General features: G+C 36.9%; 19 protein-coding genes. 7 read left to right on the forward strand and 12 right to left on the reverse strand.

Annotation, left to right across the window (positions count from 1 at the left end):
* Positions 1-159: 159 nt before the first annotated feature.
* A complete protein-coding gene (locus JYB62_RS07125; protein ID WP_205644716.1) occupies positions 160-1,131 on the reverse strand; it encodes a zinc-binding alcohol dehydrogenase family protein in 972 nt (323 codons plus the stop codon).
* Between the two features lie 361 nt (positions 1,132-1,492).
* On the opposite strand from JYB62_RS07125, the gene JYB62_RS07130 reads away from it, so the two are divergent.
* Both JYB62_RS07130 and JYB62_RS07135 read left to right on the forward strand, forming a co-directional pair.
* A complete protein-coding gene (locus JYB62_RS07130) occupies positions 1,493-1,954 on the forward strand; it encodes a hypothetical protein (protein ID WP_205644717.1) in 462 nt (153 codons plus the stop codon).
* Between the two features lie 305 nt (positions 1,955-2,259).
* Positions 2,260-2,649, forward strand: coding sequence for a single-stranded DNA-binding protein (locus JYB62_RS07135; RefSeq protein ID WP_205644718.1), 390 nt, complete (start codon positions 2,260-2,262; stop codon positions 2,647-2,649).
* A 439-nt stretch (positions 2,650-3,088) separates the two neighbouring features.
* Here JYB62_RS07135 and JYB62_RS07140 read toward each other — a convergent pair whose 3' ends face one another.
* The 8 genes from JYB62_RS07140 to JYB62_RS07175 all read right to left on the reverse strand — a co-directional run bounded on the left by JYB62_RS07140 (position 3,089) and on the right by JYB62_RS07175 (position 10,362).
* Positions 3,089-4,216 carry a carboxylate--amine ligase gene (locus tag JYB62_RS07140; protein ID WP_205644719.1) on the reverse strand — a complete coding sequence of 376 codons (1,128 nt, stop codon included), beginning with the start codon at positions 4,214-4,216 and terminating at the stop codon, positions 3,089-3,091.
* Between the two features lie 206 nt (positions 4,217-4,422).
* The gene (locus tag JYB62_RS07145; RefSeq protein WP_205644720.1) at positions 4,423-5,091 is read right to left on the reverse strand and encodes a hypothetical protein; all 669 of its coding nucleotides are present in this window, start codon (positions 5,089-5,091) and stop codon (positions 4,423-4,425) included.
* A gap of 312 nt (positions 5,092-5,403) precedes the next feature.
* Positions 5,404-6,909 carry a cryptochrome/photolyase family protein gene (locus JYB62_RS07150; protein ID WP_317194637.1) on the reverse strand — a complete coding sequence of 502 codons (1,506 nt, stop codon included), beginning with the start codon at positions 6,907-6,909 and terminating at the stop codon, positions 5,404-5,406.
* Positions 6,866-7,012, reverse strand: a complete 147-nt coding sequence (locus tag JYB62_RS07155; protein ID WP_205644722.1) for a DUF2256 domain-containing protein — start codon at positions 7,010-7,012, stop codon at positions 6,866-6,868. Before JYB62_RS07155 ends, JYB62_RS07150 begins: the two co-directional genes overlap by 44 nt.
* Complete coding sequence (locus JYB62_RS07160; RefSeq protein ID WP_205644723.1) at positions 7,009-7,638, reverse strand: flavin reductase family protein; 630 nt, start codon at positions 7,636-7,638, stop codon at positions 7,009-7,011. Before JYB62_RS07160 ends, JYB62_RS07155 begins: the two co-directional genes overlap by 4 nt.
* 42 nt (positions 7,639-7,680) lie before the next feature.
* A complete protein-coding gene (locus JYB62_RS07165; RefSeq protein ID WP_205644724.1) occupies positions 7,681-8,772 on the reverse strand; it encodes an FAD-binding domain-containing protein in 1,092 nt (363 codons plus the stop codon).
* Positions 8,772-9,035 carry a TIGR03643 family protein gene (locus tag JYB62_RS07170; protein ID WP_205644725.1) on the reverse strand — a complete coding sequence of 88 codons (264 nt, stop codon included), beginning with the start codon at positions 9,033-9,035 and terminating at the stop codon, positions 8,772-8,774. Before JYB62_RS07170 ends, JYB62_RS07165 begins: the two co-directional genes overlap by 1 nt.
* 307 nt (positions 9,036-9,342) lie before the next feature.
* Positions 9,343-10,362 carry an SAM-dependent methyltransferase gene (locus JYB62_RS07175; protein ID WP_205644726.1) on the reverse strand — a complete coding sequence of 340 codons (1,020 nt, stop codon included), beginning with the start codon at positions 10,360-10,362 and terminating at the stop codon, positions 9,343-9,345.
* Between the two features lie 264 nt (positions 10,363-10,626).
* Here JYB62_RS07175 and JYB62_RS07180 point away from each other — a divergent pair, with 264 nt between their 5' ends.
* Positions 10,627-11,013 (forward strand): single-stranded DNA-binding protein, encoded by a 387-nt coding sequence (locus JYB62_RS07180; RefSeq protein WP_205644727.1) that lies wholly within the window; start codon positions 10,627-10,629, stop codon positions 11,011-11,013.
* Positions 11,014-11,401: 388 nt separating this feature from the next.
* Here JYB62_RS07180 and JYB62_RS07185 read toward each other — a convergent pair whose 3' ends face one another.
* Positions 11,402-13,591 (reverse strand): acylase, encoded by a 2,190-nt coding sequence (locus JYB62_RS07185; RefSeq protein ID WP_205644728.1) that lies wholly within the window; start codon positions 13,589-13,591, stop codon positions 11,402-11,404.
* 85 nt (positions 13,592-13,676) lie between these two features.
* On the reverse strand, positions 13,677-14,567 hold the full coding sequence (locus tag JYB62_RS07190; protein ID WP_205644729.1) for an aldo/keto reductase: 891 nt from the start codon (positions 14,565-14,567) through the stop codon (positions 13,677-13,679).
* Between the two features lie 129 nt (positions 14,568-14,696).
* Here JYB62_RS07190 and pfkA point away from each other — a divergent pair, with 129 nt between their 5' ends.
* A complete protein-coding gene (gene pfkA, locus JYB62_RS07195) occupies positions 14,697-15,671 on the forward strand; it encodes a 6-phosphofructokinase (protein WP_205644730.1) in 975 nt (324 codons plus the stop codon).
* Position 15,672: 1 nt separating this feature from the next.
* Positions 15,673-16,008, forward strand: coding sequence for a hypothetical protein (locus tag JYB62_RS07200; RefSeq protein ID WP_205644731.1), 336 nt, complete (start codon positions 15,673-15,675; stop codon positions 16,006-16,008).
* Here JYB62_RS07200 and miaA read toward each other — a convergent pair.
* On the reverse strand, positions 15,993-16,904 hold the full coding sequence (gene miaA, locus JYB62_RS07205) for a tRNA (adenosine(37)-N6)-dimethylallyltransferase MiaA (RefSeq protein WP_205644732.1): 912 nt from the start codon (positions 16,902-16,904) through the stop codon (positions 15,993-15,995). The genes JYB62_RS07200 and miaA overlap by 16 nt on opposite strands.
* Before the next feature lie 44 nt (positions 16,905-16,948).
* Here miaA and JYB62_RS07210 point away from each other — a divergent pair, with 44 nt between their 5' ends.
* Both JYB62_RS07210 and JYB62_RS07215 read left to right on the forward strand, forming a co-directional pair.
* Entirely contained in the window at positions 16,949-17,710 is a 762-nt protein-coding gene (locus JYB62_RS07210) for a response regulator (protein ID WP_205644733.1), read from the forward strand.
* Positions 17,707-18,084: a response regulator gene (locus tag JYB62_RS07215; protein ID WP_205644734.1), complete on the forward strand. Its 378-nt coding sequence runs from the start codon at positions 17,707-17,709 to the stop codon at positions 18,082-18,084. The genes JYB62_RS07210 and JYB62_RS07215 overlap by 4 nt, the downstream gene beginning before the upstream one ends.

Consider the following 18,084-nt stretch of genomic DNA (forward strand, 5'->3'; position numbering starts at 1 on the left):
TTAGTGTGCTAAAATAGAAGATGTTTGATGCGGTTAAGAACTTAAGTTCAAAGTAAACTCCCATAAAAAGCGTTTAAAGGCACTCACTCATCGATAAAAAGGAAAAGAAGCTCTAGCAAAAACTGAAAAACCTCCAATTATTAAGTTGATAGGTTAACTCTATTCAACCTTAACCACTAATTTCCCTTTTGCTTTATTGTCTTCCATGTATTGATGGGCTTTTGCAACTTCATCTAATTGAAATATCCTATCAATCCTTAATTGGATAGTTCCCTTTTCCACATCATCAATAAATTCCTGAAGCAGATTTTTAGAAAGATTATCTGATTCACCCATATACACAGTAAGCCTACCTAGTGATGGAATATCCCCCATAGGAGTAAACTCTTTGATAGTCCATTCATTTCCTAATATTCCAGTCATACAAACCATTCCTTTAGGCGCAATACATTTCAAAGAATCCTTCAAAGTTCTGGTCCCGATTAACTCCAGTACTTTATCAACGCCTCGGGGATAAATCTTTCTGACTTGATCCTTTACAGTTCCTTCGTCCAAAATGACATGGTCAACTCCATTATCTAGCAGGGCCTGCTTCTTTTCAGAATTTCTAGTAGTCGATAGTACAGTCAACCCTTTTGCTTTGGCAAGTTGACAGGCTAACATTCCAATGGATGAAGTTCCTCCACGAATTAAAAGGGTTTCGCCCTTTTGGATTTCAAGTGCCTGATTAAGAGATCCAGATACTGTCTGAAACATTTCTGGAATTGCTCCAAGGGTCCCCCAATCCAAACTACTGGAAAAAGGAAAAATTATTTCTAATGGTGCCATGGTAAATTCTGCATAGCCACCATCAAAAAATCTTCCCATTCCTCCCATGATTGCTGCCACTTGCTGTCCTTTTTCATAGGTGTTTGAAGGATCTTCCTCCACCACTCCTACACATTCAATTCCTTGTATCCGTGGAAATTCAACTCCTGGAGAATCACCACGTCTTGTGAATAACTCAGACCTATTCAGGCCAAAAGCCTTTACCTTTATTAAAACCCAACCTGGTTTTACTTGGGGTGTAGAGATCTCTTGAATTTCAATAACCTCAGGACTTCCGGCTTTAGTGGTGATAGCTGCTTTCATTTTTTTATTTCATAGGTCAGATACGTAGCCAAGCTTATTGTAAAATTACATTGGCATCTTCCGTCTTTCCGCATCGGTCTACTTACAAATGTTGAACTATTCACCTTTCAGTTGTTAAAAAACAAGTTTTTATAAGTATAGAAATCATTATCAATTTGCCAGATCAATTTGATTAGAGTGCAGATTTACGGAATAAACTTTATGCTTCTTTATTTCTAATTTATACATTTCCCGCTATACTATTTAAGTTCCATGATTCCTTCTTGTACAAACTTAATTTATCAGGGATCTACATTAAGATGAATCTTTTAATTTTGGGTCAAATATTAATGTTTAAAAAACAACTCGTAAAATTCTTGTGATGAGCAATAACCGATATTTCAAAACGACTTTATTAACTTTTTTCTCAATTGTTATAGCAATTACTTTTGGGTGTAATTCTGAAGATAATGATCCTACTCAATCTATTCAATTAACTATTAATGGAACTGTGATTTTTGAAGATGGAGATGATTTTTTTGGAGACATTGATGGTGACTTTATTGGTAATGGTGGAAGTGGAAAAAGAACATTTCTTTGGCAAAACTCATTGAATACTGCTGATTATAATGCTGATATAACATCCTCCATAGGAGGTTTTTTTGAAATGGAAGTTAAAGATGCTGATGGAAAAATTGTATTAAATAAATCTTTACAAGGAGGTGTTGAACCGGATTCATTTTCTGGTGTAACCACAAGTGGAACACCTGGAATTTGGTCAGTAACTATTACTCTAACCTCGTTCAACGGAGATGGAAGTTTTTCCTTAAGTGAAGGTGATTAGTCAGTATATGCCTTTCCCTCTCCATCGAGTTAAACTTCGCTTATTTACTTTTAAGACTTATATTTAGTAGTGCTTTTAGCATGATCAGTGAAACATGCTACTTAATTGCATATTGGAATAAAACTTTTTTGATTTAATAATCACCCCATACAGTCTCCAAACCCTGATTATCCGACAACAAACGACAACAAACGGATACAAACGACTAACTCCCGACTCTACCCCATGCCATCCCCCAACTTTGGCTTATCGATTTTCCTCTAGCGAAATCACAAATCAATTTTTTACACAAAACAATACACATTATGAACACGCTAAGAAACAGAGTACAGTTGATCGGACGTTTAGGATCCAAAGTAGAAATCAAAAATCTAGATGGTAACAAAACAGTCGGAAAGGTATTCCTAGCTACCAATGAATACTACAAAAATCAAAAAGGTGAGCGAGTAGAAGATACCACCTGGCACAACTTGGTTGCCTGGGGTAAGCAAGCACAACTATTGGAAAAGTATACTGATAAGGGGTCAGAAATCGCCATCGAAGGCAAGCTCAGTAATCGCTCCTATGAAGACAAGGAGGGTAACAAGCGGTATGTGACTGAGGTGATCGTCCAAAACATTTTGTTAATGGGCGATAGAAAAGCAACAGTTTCCGCAGAAGCTGAAGAAGAAACAGAGGATGATTTACCATTCTAAAATTGACTTCTGTTCTAAAACTAAAACCGGGAGAAGAATATTTTTTTTCCGGTTTTTTTAATTGAATTAGAAATAGGTCTGTGACGAAATAAAGTCGCTTCACTCCTGAAATACGCTTCGCTGAAATATTGTCTCTTGTACAGGCCGAGATATGCTTCGTTGAGATACACCTTTGGCGAGAAAAAGTCACTTCGCTCCTGAAAAACGTCTGCGGCGAAATATCTAGGCTTTAGCCATATCTTAAAATATCTGCCTGAAGGGCTATCTTCATATAAAAGATATGCATCGCGAGATTTAGCCTACTAGGGAGGCTGAGTTACCTGTATGTAGACAGAAACAAAACCCACTATTTCACCGATCGAAGCGAGGTATATTTCTAAAGTATTTCCACCTTATTTCCTATTTCGCACTTCAGACTACGTACTTCTCACAACCCTTTTCACCGATTTCTAAAATTCTGATAGTATTCCAGAGTTTCTCCTACGATGGTTGGTAAAGGATCCTTCGCTATGAACTCCAAAAATGAATTATCGAAGTTTAAACTCTTTTGATTTTTAAACATCTTCTTCCAAGTCATTTTAACGGCTGGCCCTGACCTCACCACAATTTTATCCGCAAGTTTAATGGTTGGAAGTTCTACACCTAAAGCTGTTAAACAAGCAAGGTATGGGAAATTGACACCTGCAAAAACAGAAGCTGTCACACTGGCCCAAAACCGAGGGTTCATCTCTATTAGCTTGGCCCGCTTCTCCACTTCATCATACCTTAAATCTATATGTACAATACCGGACCAATTGAATTTTTCGACCAGATCTTTTACAATTGACAAAATCTCCTCATGGTTCTTAAATTCCAATCCATAAGGCCAAGGATAATCTGCTGAGTATTTGATGCTTTTTTGAATGGTATATGCAAGTATTTCACCTTTCTCCCCTAACAAACTACAGTCAATATCATACCCTTTGATGTAATCCTGAACGATCAAGTCCATTCTATGATCAAACTCGGAATACCATGCTCGGAATTGATCATTATTCTCAAATATTTCAATCCCTTTCCCTCCCCATCCTACCCTTGGTTTTACGATGATAGGAAAACTAATTTTTGAAACCACCTCTTCCAAACTCTCACCTGGGCTGAAGAGTAAGGTTTCCGGATGGGCAATGTTTTTCTCTTTCAGCCAACGAGAAAGTAACCATTTGTCATCCGCTATATCAAATGACTTAATTTCCGGAGTCGTTATGTTAGCTATTACTTTGGAAAATGTTCCTTTTTTTTCAACGATTAAACGGACAGCCCGAACTCCTACAGGTAACAAAACATCTGCCTTAGTCTTTTCTAAAGCATTCATTATCCCCTCCAAATAACATTCATTATCTCCAAAAGGAAAATGAATAAACTTCTTCACATAACGGGAAAATCGAATAGGGGCATATTTGCGTTCAGATATCACAAATACTTGGATATTCTTCACTTCTGCCAGACACCTAACCACAGAGAGTGCATTGGCTTCATCACCATCTGGAATCAAAACAGAAAATGAGGAAGATTTCGATTTTTTGTTCATCTAGCTTAAATAAGTTTCTTGAAAGGAATTCTTTCCCATCAATAAAGATTTTCAATCTGGAACTCTAAAAAGTTAACCTAAAAGTCAATTAATTTAATAAGTTAATAATAAAATTAAAAGCAATTCAAATCATGATTTCTTAAAAAAATATATTTTAAATACAATTTTTTACCCTTCAAACTCTAAAAGTTCATCGATATTAAATACTAAGCTTCATGCTTTAGTTTATTGTAAGAGGTTCGGGCGAAGTAAACAAACCAACTGATAATCCCTATGAATTTGAGTCCATCTTCAAATAAATAAGTCTCTTTTACAGTAAAACCTAGCGTAAGGATTACGTCTGTAATTACAGATCCTGTCATGGATAGAAAAGCAAGAAGGAATAATAAATAATCTGATTCTTTAATGATTTCCCGAAAAAGATAGAAAAGAGCTAAAACATAAAACCCGTAAAAGAGATAGAGAAATTTTTCACTGATGTGTAAAAAATAGGGAATGATCACATCATGCATTAAAAACAAATCATCCACCAAAAAGAATGCAGTTAATATTCCCGAATAAAAGAAAAATTGCATCACCTTTTTCGGTTTCCCATAGTCTTTGGCAAGTTTCGCTGAAAAGAAAAGGATGGCAGCTGTAAAACACCAAAAAATCACTCCAATGTTGGACAAAAGCCCTATATAAAATTCCACCTCTGCATTGGGCTCATGCCAAAGCGTTTGGATGGCATCTCTTGAAAGGTATCCAAAACTGACTCCATTCATTTTCCCAACAGTAAATATTACCCATAAAAGAGCGATGGTTGGGACAAAAATTTTGAGCAATAGAAAGAATGACTCCTTCTTAAAAAGTGTTTTAAAGGTCAAATAATTCAAAACAAAAAAGACTTAATTAAACAATACCTATAATTTAGTTCATTTAAATAGTAAAATGATTAACACATATGACTTAATTTAAAATTAAAGTCATTATATATCAAAAATCTTGATCAAAGAGATGCGTTTCAGGAATTACTACTACGCTGAGATACGCCTGCGGTGAGAAAGAAATGATTTCCAATATTTCACCAAGCGAAGTGAGGTAAATTTCTAAAGTATTTCCACCCTATTTCCTATTTCGCACTTCATACTTGGAACTAGTACTTCTTACTCTTAATTTCCAACTTCGTATTTCGTACTTCTGACTTCTCACTTTAACTTTTCCAAAAACCCTTCTGCATTCTTCAAATGATCTTCTTTCTTTTCTTTTCCCATTCGCTCCCAAGAATAAAATAGCATAGAGATGCGTGGATTGGATTTAAAAAAGTCTTGATGTTCATCAATAAATCTCCAGAATAGCCCATCCCAAACCTTTTCCCAGTCCCCTTTGGGATAATCGCTCATTTTTTTCAAATAATTAGAGCCTCCGATATAAGGTTTTGTTGCAAAAAGTCCCCCATCCGCAAATTGGCTCATTCCATAAACATTTGGCACCATGACCCAATCATAAGCATCTATAAACAACTCCATAAACCATCGGTATACTTCATCAGGATCAAATTCACAGAGCAACATGAAATTTCCCAAAATCATTAATCGCTCAATATGATGGCAATAGCCTGTATTTAGAACCTTTTTGATGGTTTGATCAATGGGATCTATGCCTGTAGTTCCATCATAAAAACTAGGAGGAATCGTTCGTTTAAATCCCCAGAAGTTCCTCGTTCTTGAAAAGTTTCCCTTACATTCATACATCCCACGAATAAATTCCCTCCAGCCTATAATCTGTCGTACAAATCCTTCGGTAGAGTTAATGGGTACATTCTCTTTTTTTGAAAATTCAAGACTCTTTTCGATGACCTCATCTGGCAACAATAAACCTACATTGATCAAGGGGGATAACAAACTATGATTCAGAAATGACTCCTCTTTGACAATGGCGTCTTCATAAGCCCCAAACTCGTGAAATCTGTTCATCAAGAACTGATCTAACCATTCTGTGGCTTGTTTTTGATCAATAGGGTAAAAAGGTTGTTTGCTTAATTTCCCAGGATTTTCTCCAAAATACTTCTGGGTATAAACCAAAGCTTCCTTCCAAGATTCAGAAGCATCCGGAAACTTTATTAAAGGAGGAGTTTTTCCTTTAGGATATTTCTTTCGATTTTCTGTGTCATAGGTCCAACTCCCCCCTTCAGGCTCTTGATCCTTATCCAAGAGAATTCTTCTATCCTTTCGCTGCTGTTTATAAAAAGCAGTCTGGAAAAATGATTTTTTATTTGGCTTGAAAAATATCGAAAGTTCATCCTTGTTATTTAAAAACGCTGGATTTTCATATAGGACCAATTCACAGGACTTTGCCATTTCCTTTAATCTCTTCTCCAACCAATTGTCAACGGGGTCCAAGCAATAAATCTTTGTTATCTTTTTCTCTTGAATTTCTTTACTGAAATTTCTGATATCTGAGAGCTTTGAAGGACTTTCAATATAATGAACGATTAGTCCCTTCTTTTCCAACAAATCTTGGTATGCTTTCATGGATGCCCTATGAAATGCCAATTTCTGTTGATGGAATCGGTATTGCTTAAAAAATAAAAACTCTTCTATCAGATAAATTTCATTTCCATTTTCCAACAAAGGGGAAGACGAGAAAAGTTGGTGGGGAAATATAAGATTAATGGTTTTTTCCATGGTGCTTGTTTCTTCTACAGCGTTCACTGCAGTAGTTTACTTCCTCCCAATTCTTCTCCCATTTCTTTCTCCAGGAGAAGGGTCGGTTGCAGACCGGACAAATCTTTGTAGGCAAATCCGATTTTTTCATTCAAATTCAGGCATCTCATTTTCCCTTACATAAGGAAAGCTTTCCAACATATTCAATCCATAATAGGTATTTAAGCCAGAAATACCCACTCCTAAATAGCTAGATAAATCCAATTGTCCCAGTGAATTGATGACTTCATCAGGTACTTCAATTAATTCTACCGAACCGATAACGAAAATGCAACCGTTTGGCAGTGAAATACTTTCAAGATGTTTCATCCCAATTTTCACTGGACTTTCCTTGACGAAGGGAGCGTAAAAATCCCCGATATATTCTTGCTGCAACTTCATTCGATCAAATTCGGATTCTCCTCTTCCCAATTTAGCCGAGGTGAAGTGTGCTTTTTTGATAAAGGATTCCGAAACATGGTTGATGGTGTAAAAACCGGTCTCCATAATATTCGGATAGGTATCTCTAGGGATTTCTGTTTGAGGCCTCATGATAAATCCCAGTTGGGCAGGACTGGACCCTAAATGAACCACTGAGGAAAATATTGCAACATTTTCTTGATCGTCCACAGACTTAGTACCTATTAAGTTTGCTGGCTTGATCCCGGAAATCGAGTTGATCAAGTTCAATCGAAACTTCCGATCCATTTGGTCCAATTCTTCTTTTTGCAATTGCATAATTCGTTTTTGCTTTATTTATCTTTTCACAAAATCAACGCCTTAATAAATTTCCTTCTTGCATCTCTTCCAAAAGGCAAAAAAGGACGGATAGTACCCTTTGACAGAACTTATCCAATCTCTGGGCTCTTCCTTTCCTTGGTAATGCAAGTTGGTTGGGTGCTCTTTGAAAATCAGGTTTTTGGGTTCTACAAGTTTCATCAAGTCTGCATACTCACCTACAAACACCTTTATTCCAGGGATGTTTTGGCTGAGCCCTAAGGCAAAATCAAGGCATTTTTGTTGGATAGGGTGTTTTTCAAAAAATGAAGGCTCCAACAAGAAAACTCGTTGGACACTCTCCCCCTGATACCAATAAGGATCTAAATTGTAATAATTATAGACCAACGTAGTGGAAGAAGAATCTAACTGGGGAATCCCTACCTCTGGTAATTTGAATTCTACTTTAAAAAGTAAGGTATCTTTTAGAATGGAAGGAATTTCCATAACCTCAAAATCCGCATAGTCCACATCCAAGAAAGTATCTTCCTGATCACTTTGAAAGTACTTATTGATATTGGATTGATTGGCGTAGTATTTCTTACTGGAATTTGATCCTGCCACCCATTGCCAACTTAAATGGTTACTAGCCAAATCCCCATCCAACAAATGACTGTACAGCCATCGAGCAGGTTCCAGCCAATGAGATTGGGCAATATTGCAACAAATAGAAGCCACATACATTCGCATATGATTATGCATGTATCCCGTTTCATATAATTCGAGGATGGCTTGGTCCATGGCCTCAATACCGGTTTTTGCCTGAATAACGGCTTGTGGAATTTTCCAATTTGAAATGGGCGTTTGAGTCTGTTTTAAGTCCTGGAAAATCACATCTTTTTTAGAGATCCAGATTTGCTGCCAATAATCTCTCCAGGCCAATTCTTGTATCAACTTCTCAGTTTGAGAAGCTGGAAGTTGAAGGGAATAAATATGATCCAGTACCTGTTTCGTGGAAATTACTCCTCTGGAAATGTAGGGACTCAAGCGGGTGACTGCTCCATCTTTGAAATTTCTGGTAGCTGCGTATTTTGCCGGTTGAATTTCCCGAATCCGTTGCTCAATAGCTGTTAATTTGGTTGGAAAAGAGTGCACTAGGTAATCTTATTTAGGGAGATACTTCGTTGTCTGGAACATTTAAACCGGGTGATATCCTCACTTCTTTTTTTCAAATGTTTTTGGCTGACCCCACTGTTCACCCGCTTCCTCCACATTTTAAAGGAACTTTCTTTCAGTTCTCTTCTCATGAGTTTGATTACTTGAGACTCTGAAAGTCCAAATTGGGATTCAATAGCTTCGAAGGGAGTTCTATCCTCCCAAGCCATTTCTATAATTCGATCTAATTCTCTATCGGTCATATAAAATTCATCTTCAAATTGGAATTGGAAAGACCTATTTCCTTTGAATTAATTTCTACTTAGATAAAGCTGATCGGCCTGAAAAATGTTTGAAAGGATATTAAAATTATAGGCACAAATTCTTCAAAAAAGAGGGGACTTGAGTTTTTTAGGATAGACTAAAGTACATATCAAATCAGGAAGAAATTTTGGACCAAGAGCCTCCAAAAATAGCAATGGTTAAGACTATTGTAAATTAAAATAGTTGTAAAACATTCAAAAATCACTAATTACCATATGCACTATTTTTTTGTCATGATTTTAATTTTTAATTAGGGTTAGGTAAAGTTATGATGTACTCAAGTTCTGGTTGAGCAGAAATTTTATATTGTGTATTAATTATGATGGATCCTTTTAAATCGCTCGGAATATCTTTAATTATTTTTGGAGTAGTTAAGCCGCTTTTATTAATTCCTATTTTTTCATCCTTATACACTTGTATTTCAGTAAGGATTAAGAGTTGAGAAAAACCCCTAATTTTTTTTTCATCTAAAGTGGTTTGTCTCTTATCAAATAAAATTTCTCCATTCAACTTACTTTCTATCGGATTTAAATGGAACATTGCTTCCTTACTCAGATCAAATATTTTTTCCTCTTTTTGATAATGCTTAATTTGAGTTTTTTCTTCGGGAATGCCTGCTTTTTTAAGACCGATAGATAGTTCAATTTTTTCAGGGATAAAGATAGTATCCCCATTAACCTGATTCATCAAATTTAAAAAGATTGAAACCTGCTGTTCCTTTGCTAAAGCATTTTGCATAGTTTCACTTATAATTATATCAGGTTTATCATTAAAATCTATTTGATATTTAGTTGCGTCTTCCCTTTCTAATTTTATGTTATAATCTTTCAATCCTAATTTTGAAATTATACCTTGAAGAATTTCAAAACTTAATGGATTTATTTCTAAAAATGTGTATTTAATTTTTTGTTTTGAATATCTAAAAATTATAGGAAGAATAAGTGTTGCAAATGGCCCAGTCCCAGCATATAGAATATGAAGAGACTTTTGCTTTTTAATTTTTTCCTGAATGGCTTTATTTATTCCTCGAATAAATTGCCTAGTTCTAATCAAATCATCAAGACAAAGAGCTGCCCAAAAAGTACCTAAGGCCCATCCATTATCAAACCCAATATCATTTCTTCCTTTTTCAATATCTATATTTTGCCCACAAACCTTATTTAATAAGAGTTTATATTCTTTTGAAGCAATTGATAATTTGTGGTAATCAAGATTATCTTCAAAATATTCTGAAGTAATTCGTATTATTTCTTTTTGTATGTCCATGGATGGGAATTGCTATTTTTTTTAAAAAATTTATCTAACGATTTTATGTAGGAAGTTTTTTTTACCCATTAAACCTAGCAAACTTTTTTGTATTAGTAATCAATCCATACGGCCCCTGATCCTTGATTATCCGACAACAAACGACTACAAACGGATACAAACGACTAACTCCCGACTCTGCCCTCTGCCATCCCCCAACTTTGACTTATCGATTTTCCTCTAGCGAAATCACAAATCAATTTTTCACATAAAACAATACACATTATGAACACGCTAAGAAACAGAGTACAGTTGATCGGACGTCTAGGATCCAAAGTAGAAATCAAAAATCTGGATGGCAACAAAACCATCGGCAAGGTATCCCTAGCTACCAATGAATACTACAAAAATCAAAAAGGGGAGCGAGTGGAAGATACCACCTGGCACAACCTAGTTGCCTGGGGTAAGCAAGCACAACTATTGGACAAGTATACTGATAAGGGTTCAGAGATCGCCATTGAAGGAAAGCTCAGCAATCGCTCCTTTGAAGACAAGGAAGGCAACAAGCGATATGTGACCGAAGTGATCGTCCAAAACATTTTGTTGATGGGTGATAGAAAATCCAGTATTTCTCCAACATCAGAGGAGACAGAAGGTGATTTGCCATTTTGAAATATTAGAACCTAATAAAAAGGTCGTGACTGGATCCAGTCACGACCTTTTGTGTGTTTTTGGTAAAAGATAATGGAGATACAACTGTTATGAAATACGCCTACAGTGAGATATACTCTGTAAGATAAAACCCGAATTACCCGTCTGGGATAATATCCTACCCCTAATTACCTAACTGAACTACTATCATTTTTTCGCGACTGAAAGAAGCCTATTTCCATTTTATTTCTAAGTATTTCAGAGATACTCCATAAAACATCTTGGTTATAGCTTGATCTCAAATTTATCAACCCAAAGGGCTATCCTTGATTATTTCGCGATCCGCCAAAGGCGGTGAACTTATTTCAATTGTATTTCTAACTAATTCCTGCTTCATACTTCCTACTTCCTACTTCCCGTCCCTTTTCCCCGGCTTATATATCTCCTCCGCCCTAGCCTCAATATCTTCTCGATAATAGGCTACTTCCTTAAATTCCACATCAGCATACCGCTGTGCTTGGTCATCAAAATGAGGTGAATTCGGATCAGCATTTTGGCCTCCTGCCAACATGGACTTGGCTTTTACTTTCTCTCCAAATTCTACGACTGCCACAAAGCTATTTCCTCTATACCCATACAACCTCTTAGTTTCTGGAGTAGATCTAGCACCATATGCAGCCAATGCTCCCCAGGTACCTGAAGCTAAACCAACTGGTACATAAGGCTTGTTATCATCAAATTTTAAATCAATATCGCCAGTTAAGCGCTGAAATCTATTGATTTCTGACCAAGGAGTATTCCAGGTTCCAAAATCAGCATTCATTTGCTCCAAAGTAGTCTTAAACGCTGCTATCAATTCAGTAGCAGAGGGAGATGGCACTGTACCTTTACCCTCATTGAATTCCAGTAAATTGTTAATGTTTCCATGGTTTCTCATAAAATTCATTCCAAAGAAATGAGCAAGAGACATTGCCACAGATTCTTTACTTGTACGGTAATCCCAATCTTCTAAAACTTTTATAGGTTCCGTCAGTTCAGGGTCAGCAATTCCTTTTTGATCATAGGCTTTCGATAGCATAGGAATCAATTTTTCGAATGCCGGTAAATACGGATCATATGCCAATTCAATTAGTTTGTCTAGCGTCAGATCTTTGGCATCACTGAGCACTTTGACTGCATGCACTCCTCTATAATTTTCTGCTTCTGGAGCCATATAAGCAGGGTAATCTTCTTTTTTAGGGCTATATTCTGCTGCCGCCGTAAATGGAGTTGAATTACAATTTTGAATCCATCCATTCGCCGGGTTTAAAATCACAATACTTTCATCTACCGTATGTAAACCCAACCAATCCGTATTTGGATCTGAGCCATCAACTGGTTTAGAGAAATCAAACTCTTCATTTCTTTTGGGAATAAAATTTCCATGGAAGTAGGCAATATTCCCTTCCGCATCCGCAAAGACCGTATTATTTGAAGAGTTGGTTCGGATGTTCATCATTTCTTTGAACTCCGCATGGTTATTCAACTTGGTTCGGGTAAAGCTCTGAGTCAAAGCATTGACAGGATCCCAATTAATTTTGGTCACCACCCATTGATCGTCTAGTTTATGAGTTACCGGACCATGATGAGTACGGTACATAGTGAATGATTTTTCCTTTAATTCATTACCATCTTTATATTTTAAGGTAATGGGAAGCTCAGATACATTCCTGGTTTCCTCTCCATACTTATAGGTCAATTTCCCCTCAGCTTCACTCACATCTTCCACGAATTCATCAATGAAATCAACACCAGTAGAAGTGTGCATCCATCCGGTTTTCTCGTTAAACCCCTGATATACAAAAAACTGCCCCCAGGTCACCGCACCATAGGCATTTAAGCCTTCTTCACTGACCACATGAATTTCAGGTCTGAAATAAAAAGAGGTGTGCGGGTTAATTAAAAGCATGGCATTTCCTGATTCCGTCAGTTCCCCCGAAATCGCAAACCCATTGGAACCCTTAGGTTCTTCAGTTAAATCAATCGGATTCAAACCACTCCCGAATTCATTCAAGGCCAAGGATTGATCATCCCCGTAAAAAGCAGCAATTCTTCGGGTAGGAATCTGCTCGATATCTCCACCTATGGAACCCTCTGAGAAAAACATGGGCATCCATGGTTCATAATGAGTGATCACCTGAGGATTGACTTCTGGGTGTGTTGCCAAGTAATAATTAACTCCATCAGCAAAGGCAATGCATAATTCCTTTAGCCAATCTGGAGCAGCTTCATATGCTGCTTTGGCTTCAGCTTCCGTCATGTATAAATTCGCCCGCAAATCTGAATAAATTGCTTGCTCTCCTTCTAACTCCGCCAACCTTCCAGTAGCCCAAACATAGTTTCTTTCCACCCTTCTAAAATCGTCCTCACACTGTGCATATAGCATTCCAAATACTGCATCCGCATCGGTTTCCCCATAAATATGTGGAACTCCAAAATCGTCCCGGATGATCTCCACTTTTTCGGCAGTGGCTTCCCATCTTTCTTGCTCTGTCAGTTCTTTGGGTTGGCAAGCAAATACCAACATTGGCAATGCCAAATAGAGTAATCTAAACTTCATCTGTGTTTTAATTTTGGGTGGTTTGAAGGAATGATATCCTTAGTGTCGAAAATAAGCTATTTGTTTTCAGTGGGCAACCCAATTTTTACCGATGCTGCTGATAATAATTTGGGCTGAATTTTTCTTTTAGATCAGAAATTATGCTTTCTGGAAGGGTCAGACTCTCTTCATACCCTTTCAACATTTTTTGAACTTGCTCTATAGCGCTTGTTCCTATGATCAAAGAACCCACTGCAGTTGGCAGCAGTCCAAATTTGATTAAAAAGGCTTCTGGGGAAAACCCAGATTCTTGAATTATCCCTTTCATTGCTTTAACTTCTTCTACCGATCTATCCAAATACTCACCTGCAGGCTTACTGATAAGCATGCCTTTGGCGAAACTCCCTCGTACCAACACCTTTGTTTCAGTTGTAGCAATCAAAGGGAAAGCAGCTTCCTCAGGTCTCCTGTCCAACGGAGAATATTGCATCATGATGGTAGCGGGCTTACCTTCTGTCAATACTTTTCGAATCACATTGGAGCGAATCGATGAAATACCGAATTCGCGGATTTTACCTTGCCCTTTTAGTATTTCAAACGCCTCCAAGGTCTCCTCCCAAGGGTCATCAATCGTACCACCATGTAACTGGTAAAGATCTATAAAATCAGTTTGTAGCCTTTTTAAGCTTTTTTCAACTGCTTCCAAAATGTAGGATTTCCTCGGGTTCCAATCCCAGCCATTCCCATCGGGGCGCAATTGATTTCCGACTTTAGTAGCCAATACCACTTGGTTTCTTTTGCCTTTAATAGCCCTACCCACCATTTCTTCATTGAACCCCTTCTGGTATAAATCGGCAGTGTCTAAAAGATTGATTCCCCCAGAAATAGCTGCATCTATTATTTTTTGGCTCAACCCATAATCTTCAGGAAGAGACATACATCCTAGACCAATTGAAGAAATTTGAACCTCAGAGGAGGAAAGATTGATCATTTTCATAAAAAATTAAACTGTTTTTAACCTAAATATCTTGTTTTGTAATAAAGCCGATTTTTTTGTGCTTTTAAAATCAACCTTCTTAAATATTCCTCCATTAATCCCTATTTTTGAAATCTTAAACCTATTAAAATGAAAAAGATCGCAGTTTTTACTTCTGGTGGAGATAGTCCTGGCATGAATGCCTGTGTTAGAGCAGTTGTCAGAACAGCTATTTACAAAGGACTGGATGTTTACGGAATATATAGAGGATATGAGGGAATGATCGAGGGCGACATCAAAAAGTTGTATTCTCATTCAGTAAGCAATATTATTCAACGAGGTGGAACGATTTTAAAATCTGCCAGATCCATGGAGTTTAAAACTCCAGAAGGCCGAAAGCAAGCCTATGACAACTTGGTGGCCAATGGCATTGAAGGCATTGTAGCCATTGGAGGAGACGGGACTTTTACAGGTGCCAAAATATTTCAGGAAGAATACGGGATACCAACGGTAGGATGCCCTGGCACGATAGATAACGACCTATATGGTACGGATTATACCATCGGTTTTGACACTGCGGTCAATACCGCTTTAGAAGCTATTGATAAAATTCGTGATACTGCAGCGGCACACGATCGAATCTTTTTTATTGAAGTAATGGGAAGAGATGCAGGATTTATAGCTGTAGATTGTGGTATTGGTGGTGGAGCCGAATTCGTGATGGTTCCTGAAACCAAAACAGATCTAAACAAAGTGGTCAAAAGCATGAAAAATCTTCGTAAAAATAAGTCTTCCAGTATCGTGGTGGTAGCTGAAGGTGATGATGAAGGCAATGCTGAGGTCATTATGAACAAAGTAAAAGAACGCATCAAAGACGAAAATAAAGATTTTAAAGTAACTACTTTAGGTCATATCCAACGTGGAGGAAGCCCAACCGCCAGAGACCGTGTATTAGGAAGCTTATGTGGCATGGCAGCTGTGGAAGGATTGCTTGATGGAAAAATGAACTGCATGGCAGGTGTGATGAACCAACAAATAGTTTATACCCCTTTTGCTGATTGCATCGGCAAAGAAAAGCTATTAAGTAACGAGCATTTAAAATTGATGGAAATTTTAAGTATCTAATATGGGGTTTATTCCGATCTTCTTGACTTTGGGAGGCGCTTGCCTCCTATTTTTTCTTACTGTCCGCACCACCTTGCAAAGAAAATTAAATCTTCAACGGGAAATTTCCTCAAAATTGGGCATCAACCATCCGGAATTAGACATCTTTCTTGGTGAAATTGCAGATCCAGAACTGATTTACAAAAAATGGAGGGAAGTTCATGCTGACAAAAAAATCCCGAAAAATACCTTGGAGCAAATAAAAGCGCTCAAAGTCAATAAACTTCAATACAATCAGCTAATTAAAAAAGCTCCCTATAATTGGGTAGCCAAAATTTCTGGTTATTCTACTATTTGAGTATTAATATAAGAGATAATATTTGATTCTTCGGATGGATGAAACCATGCGATCTCAGTATCTCTTCGAAACCAAGTCAATTGCCTTTTGGCATACCTTCTGGAATTTCTTTTCAGAAGACGTATGGCTTCTTCTTTGTCATATTTACCTTCCAAAAACCCGAAGATCTCTGAATATCCTACCGTCTGTAAGGCATTTAAATGCCTTTTAGTAAAAAGGCTTGCTGCCTCCTCAAATAACCCGGCTTCAATCATCAAATCCATTCGGGTATCTATCCGATTATATAAATCTTCCCTGTCTCTATCGAGGCCTATCTTAATGGTTTTGAAGTTTCGTTCAGCCTTTTTCTTTACCCGAAAAGTACTGAAGGGCTTACTTGTTGCTCGAAAAACCTCAATTGCTCTCATCAATCGCTGAGGATTATTGATGTCCACTTGTAGAAAATATTCCGGATCATTTTTTTCAACTTCTTTTTGTAAAAACTCCAATCCCTTTTCCTCAAACTCAGCAATAATTTCCTTCCTAAATTTAGGATCGATCTCAGGCATCTCATCTAAACCATTGATCACCGCATCTGCAAAAAGTCCTGAGCCTCCAGTAAGGATCAAAAAATTATGTTTCAAAAACAGTTTTTCTATCAAATTGATCGCATCCCTTTCAAACATTTTCACATCATAAGATGTTTCCACAGAAAGACTGTTTATAAAATGATGTGGAACTTGTTCTAATTCACTTTCGGAAGGTTTAGCAGTTCCCAAATTGGTTTCTTTATAAAATTGACGGCTGTCGCAGGAGATGATTTCCGAATTAAATTTTTTGGCTAGATTTAGGCATAATTCAGTTTTTCCAACTGCAGTGGGGCCGACTACGAGTATCAAATAATTTTGTGTTGCCAATGGTTTCTTTGCTTAGGCGGAAATCTAAAATCCAAACTTACCAAATGAAAAGCAAAAGGGTACTTATTGTTGATGATAATGACCTCAATCGTAAACTTTTTGAGAATCTAATAGGTCAGCTATGTTATTTTAAAAGTGTAAAAAATGGTATAGAAGCCTTAGATATCCTAAAAGTCGAAAATTTTGATTTGATTTTAATGGATATTCAGATGCCGCAAATGGATGGAATGACGGCTATGAAACAGATTAAAATTTCAAAACTTACTGAGAGCCCAATTATAGCAGTGACTGCATTTGCAGAGCTAGAAGACAAAAACAATTTCCTGGATCAAGGATTTGATGATTTTATTGTTAAACCAATTCGACCTAGAGAATTCATTGAATGTATCAAAGAAACCTTAAGTCGGAATCCAACTCCTCAAAAGGTTCAAAATGAAACGACTTCTGAAACACTTTCTGACCTTATACTAGATGTCCAGGTCATAAAGCAGCTCATGAAATATAATAGCACTGAAATTATAAAAAATGTATACTTAGACTTTTTGAAGGAATGTGAAAAGCTGGTAGAAGATTCTCAAAACTCTTTCTCTACAAGTGATTTACAATCTATTGAGGACCACCTTCATATCATCAAAGGTAATAGCGGAACTCTTGGCGCTAATAAGATTTTCAAACTTTCGCAAAAGGGCGAATTGCACGCAAAAAACTCAAATTGGGCGGAAACGAAAAAAATTCTTCAACAGTTGCAAAATGAAATCCTTATTTTCAGAGAATATTTAAATGAAGAAACTATTTTTGAGTCATGAGTGATACAAAAAAAATCCTAGTCGGAGAAGACAGTTCTGTTATTATTAATTTGACAAAAAGTGTCCTTGCTTTTGAAAATTATCAAATGAAAGCTGCTAGAAATGGCAAACAGGTATTGGAGATGCTTGACAAGGAAGATTTTGATTTGATACTGATGGATCTTAGTATGCCGGTCATGGACGGAGCTTTGTGTACACAAGCAATCAGAAAGTTAGAGGATGAAAGAAAATCCAAAATTCCAATTATTGCGATATCAGGAAATATCAATAATTACACCATGGATGAATTACGCAAATTTGGATTTGATGACTTCATTCAAAAACCCTTGGACTTCGATAAAGTTCTTGCAACTGTAAAAAAATATTTGAAGTAA

Origin of the sequence: Algoriphagus lutimaris, assembly GCF_017051705.1 — a bacterium.
GTDB classification, from domain to species: Bacteria; Bacteroidota; Bacteroidia; order Cytophagales; family Cyclobacteriaceae; genus Algoriphagus; species Algoriphagus lutimaris.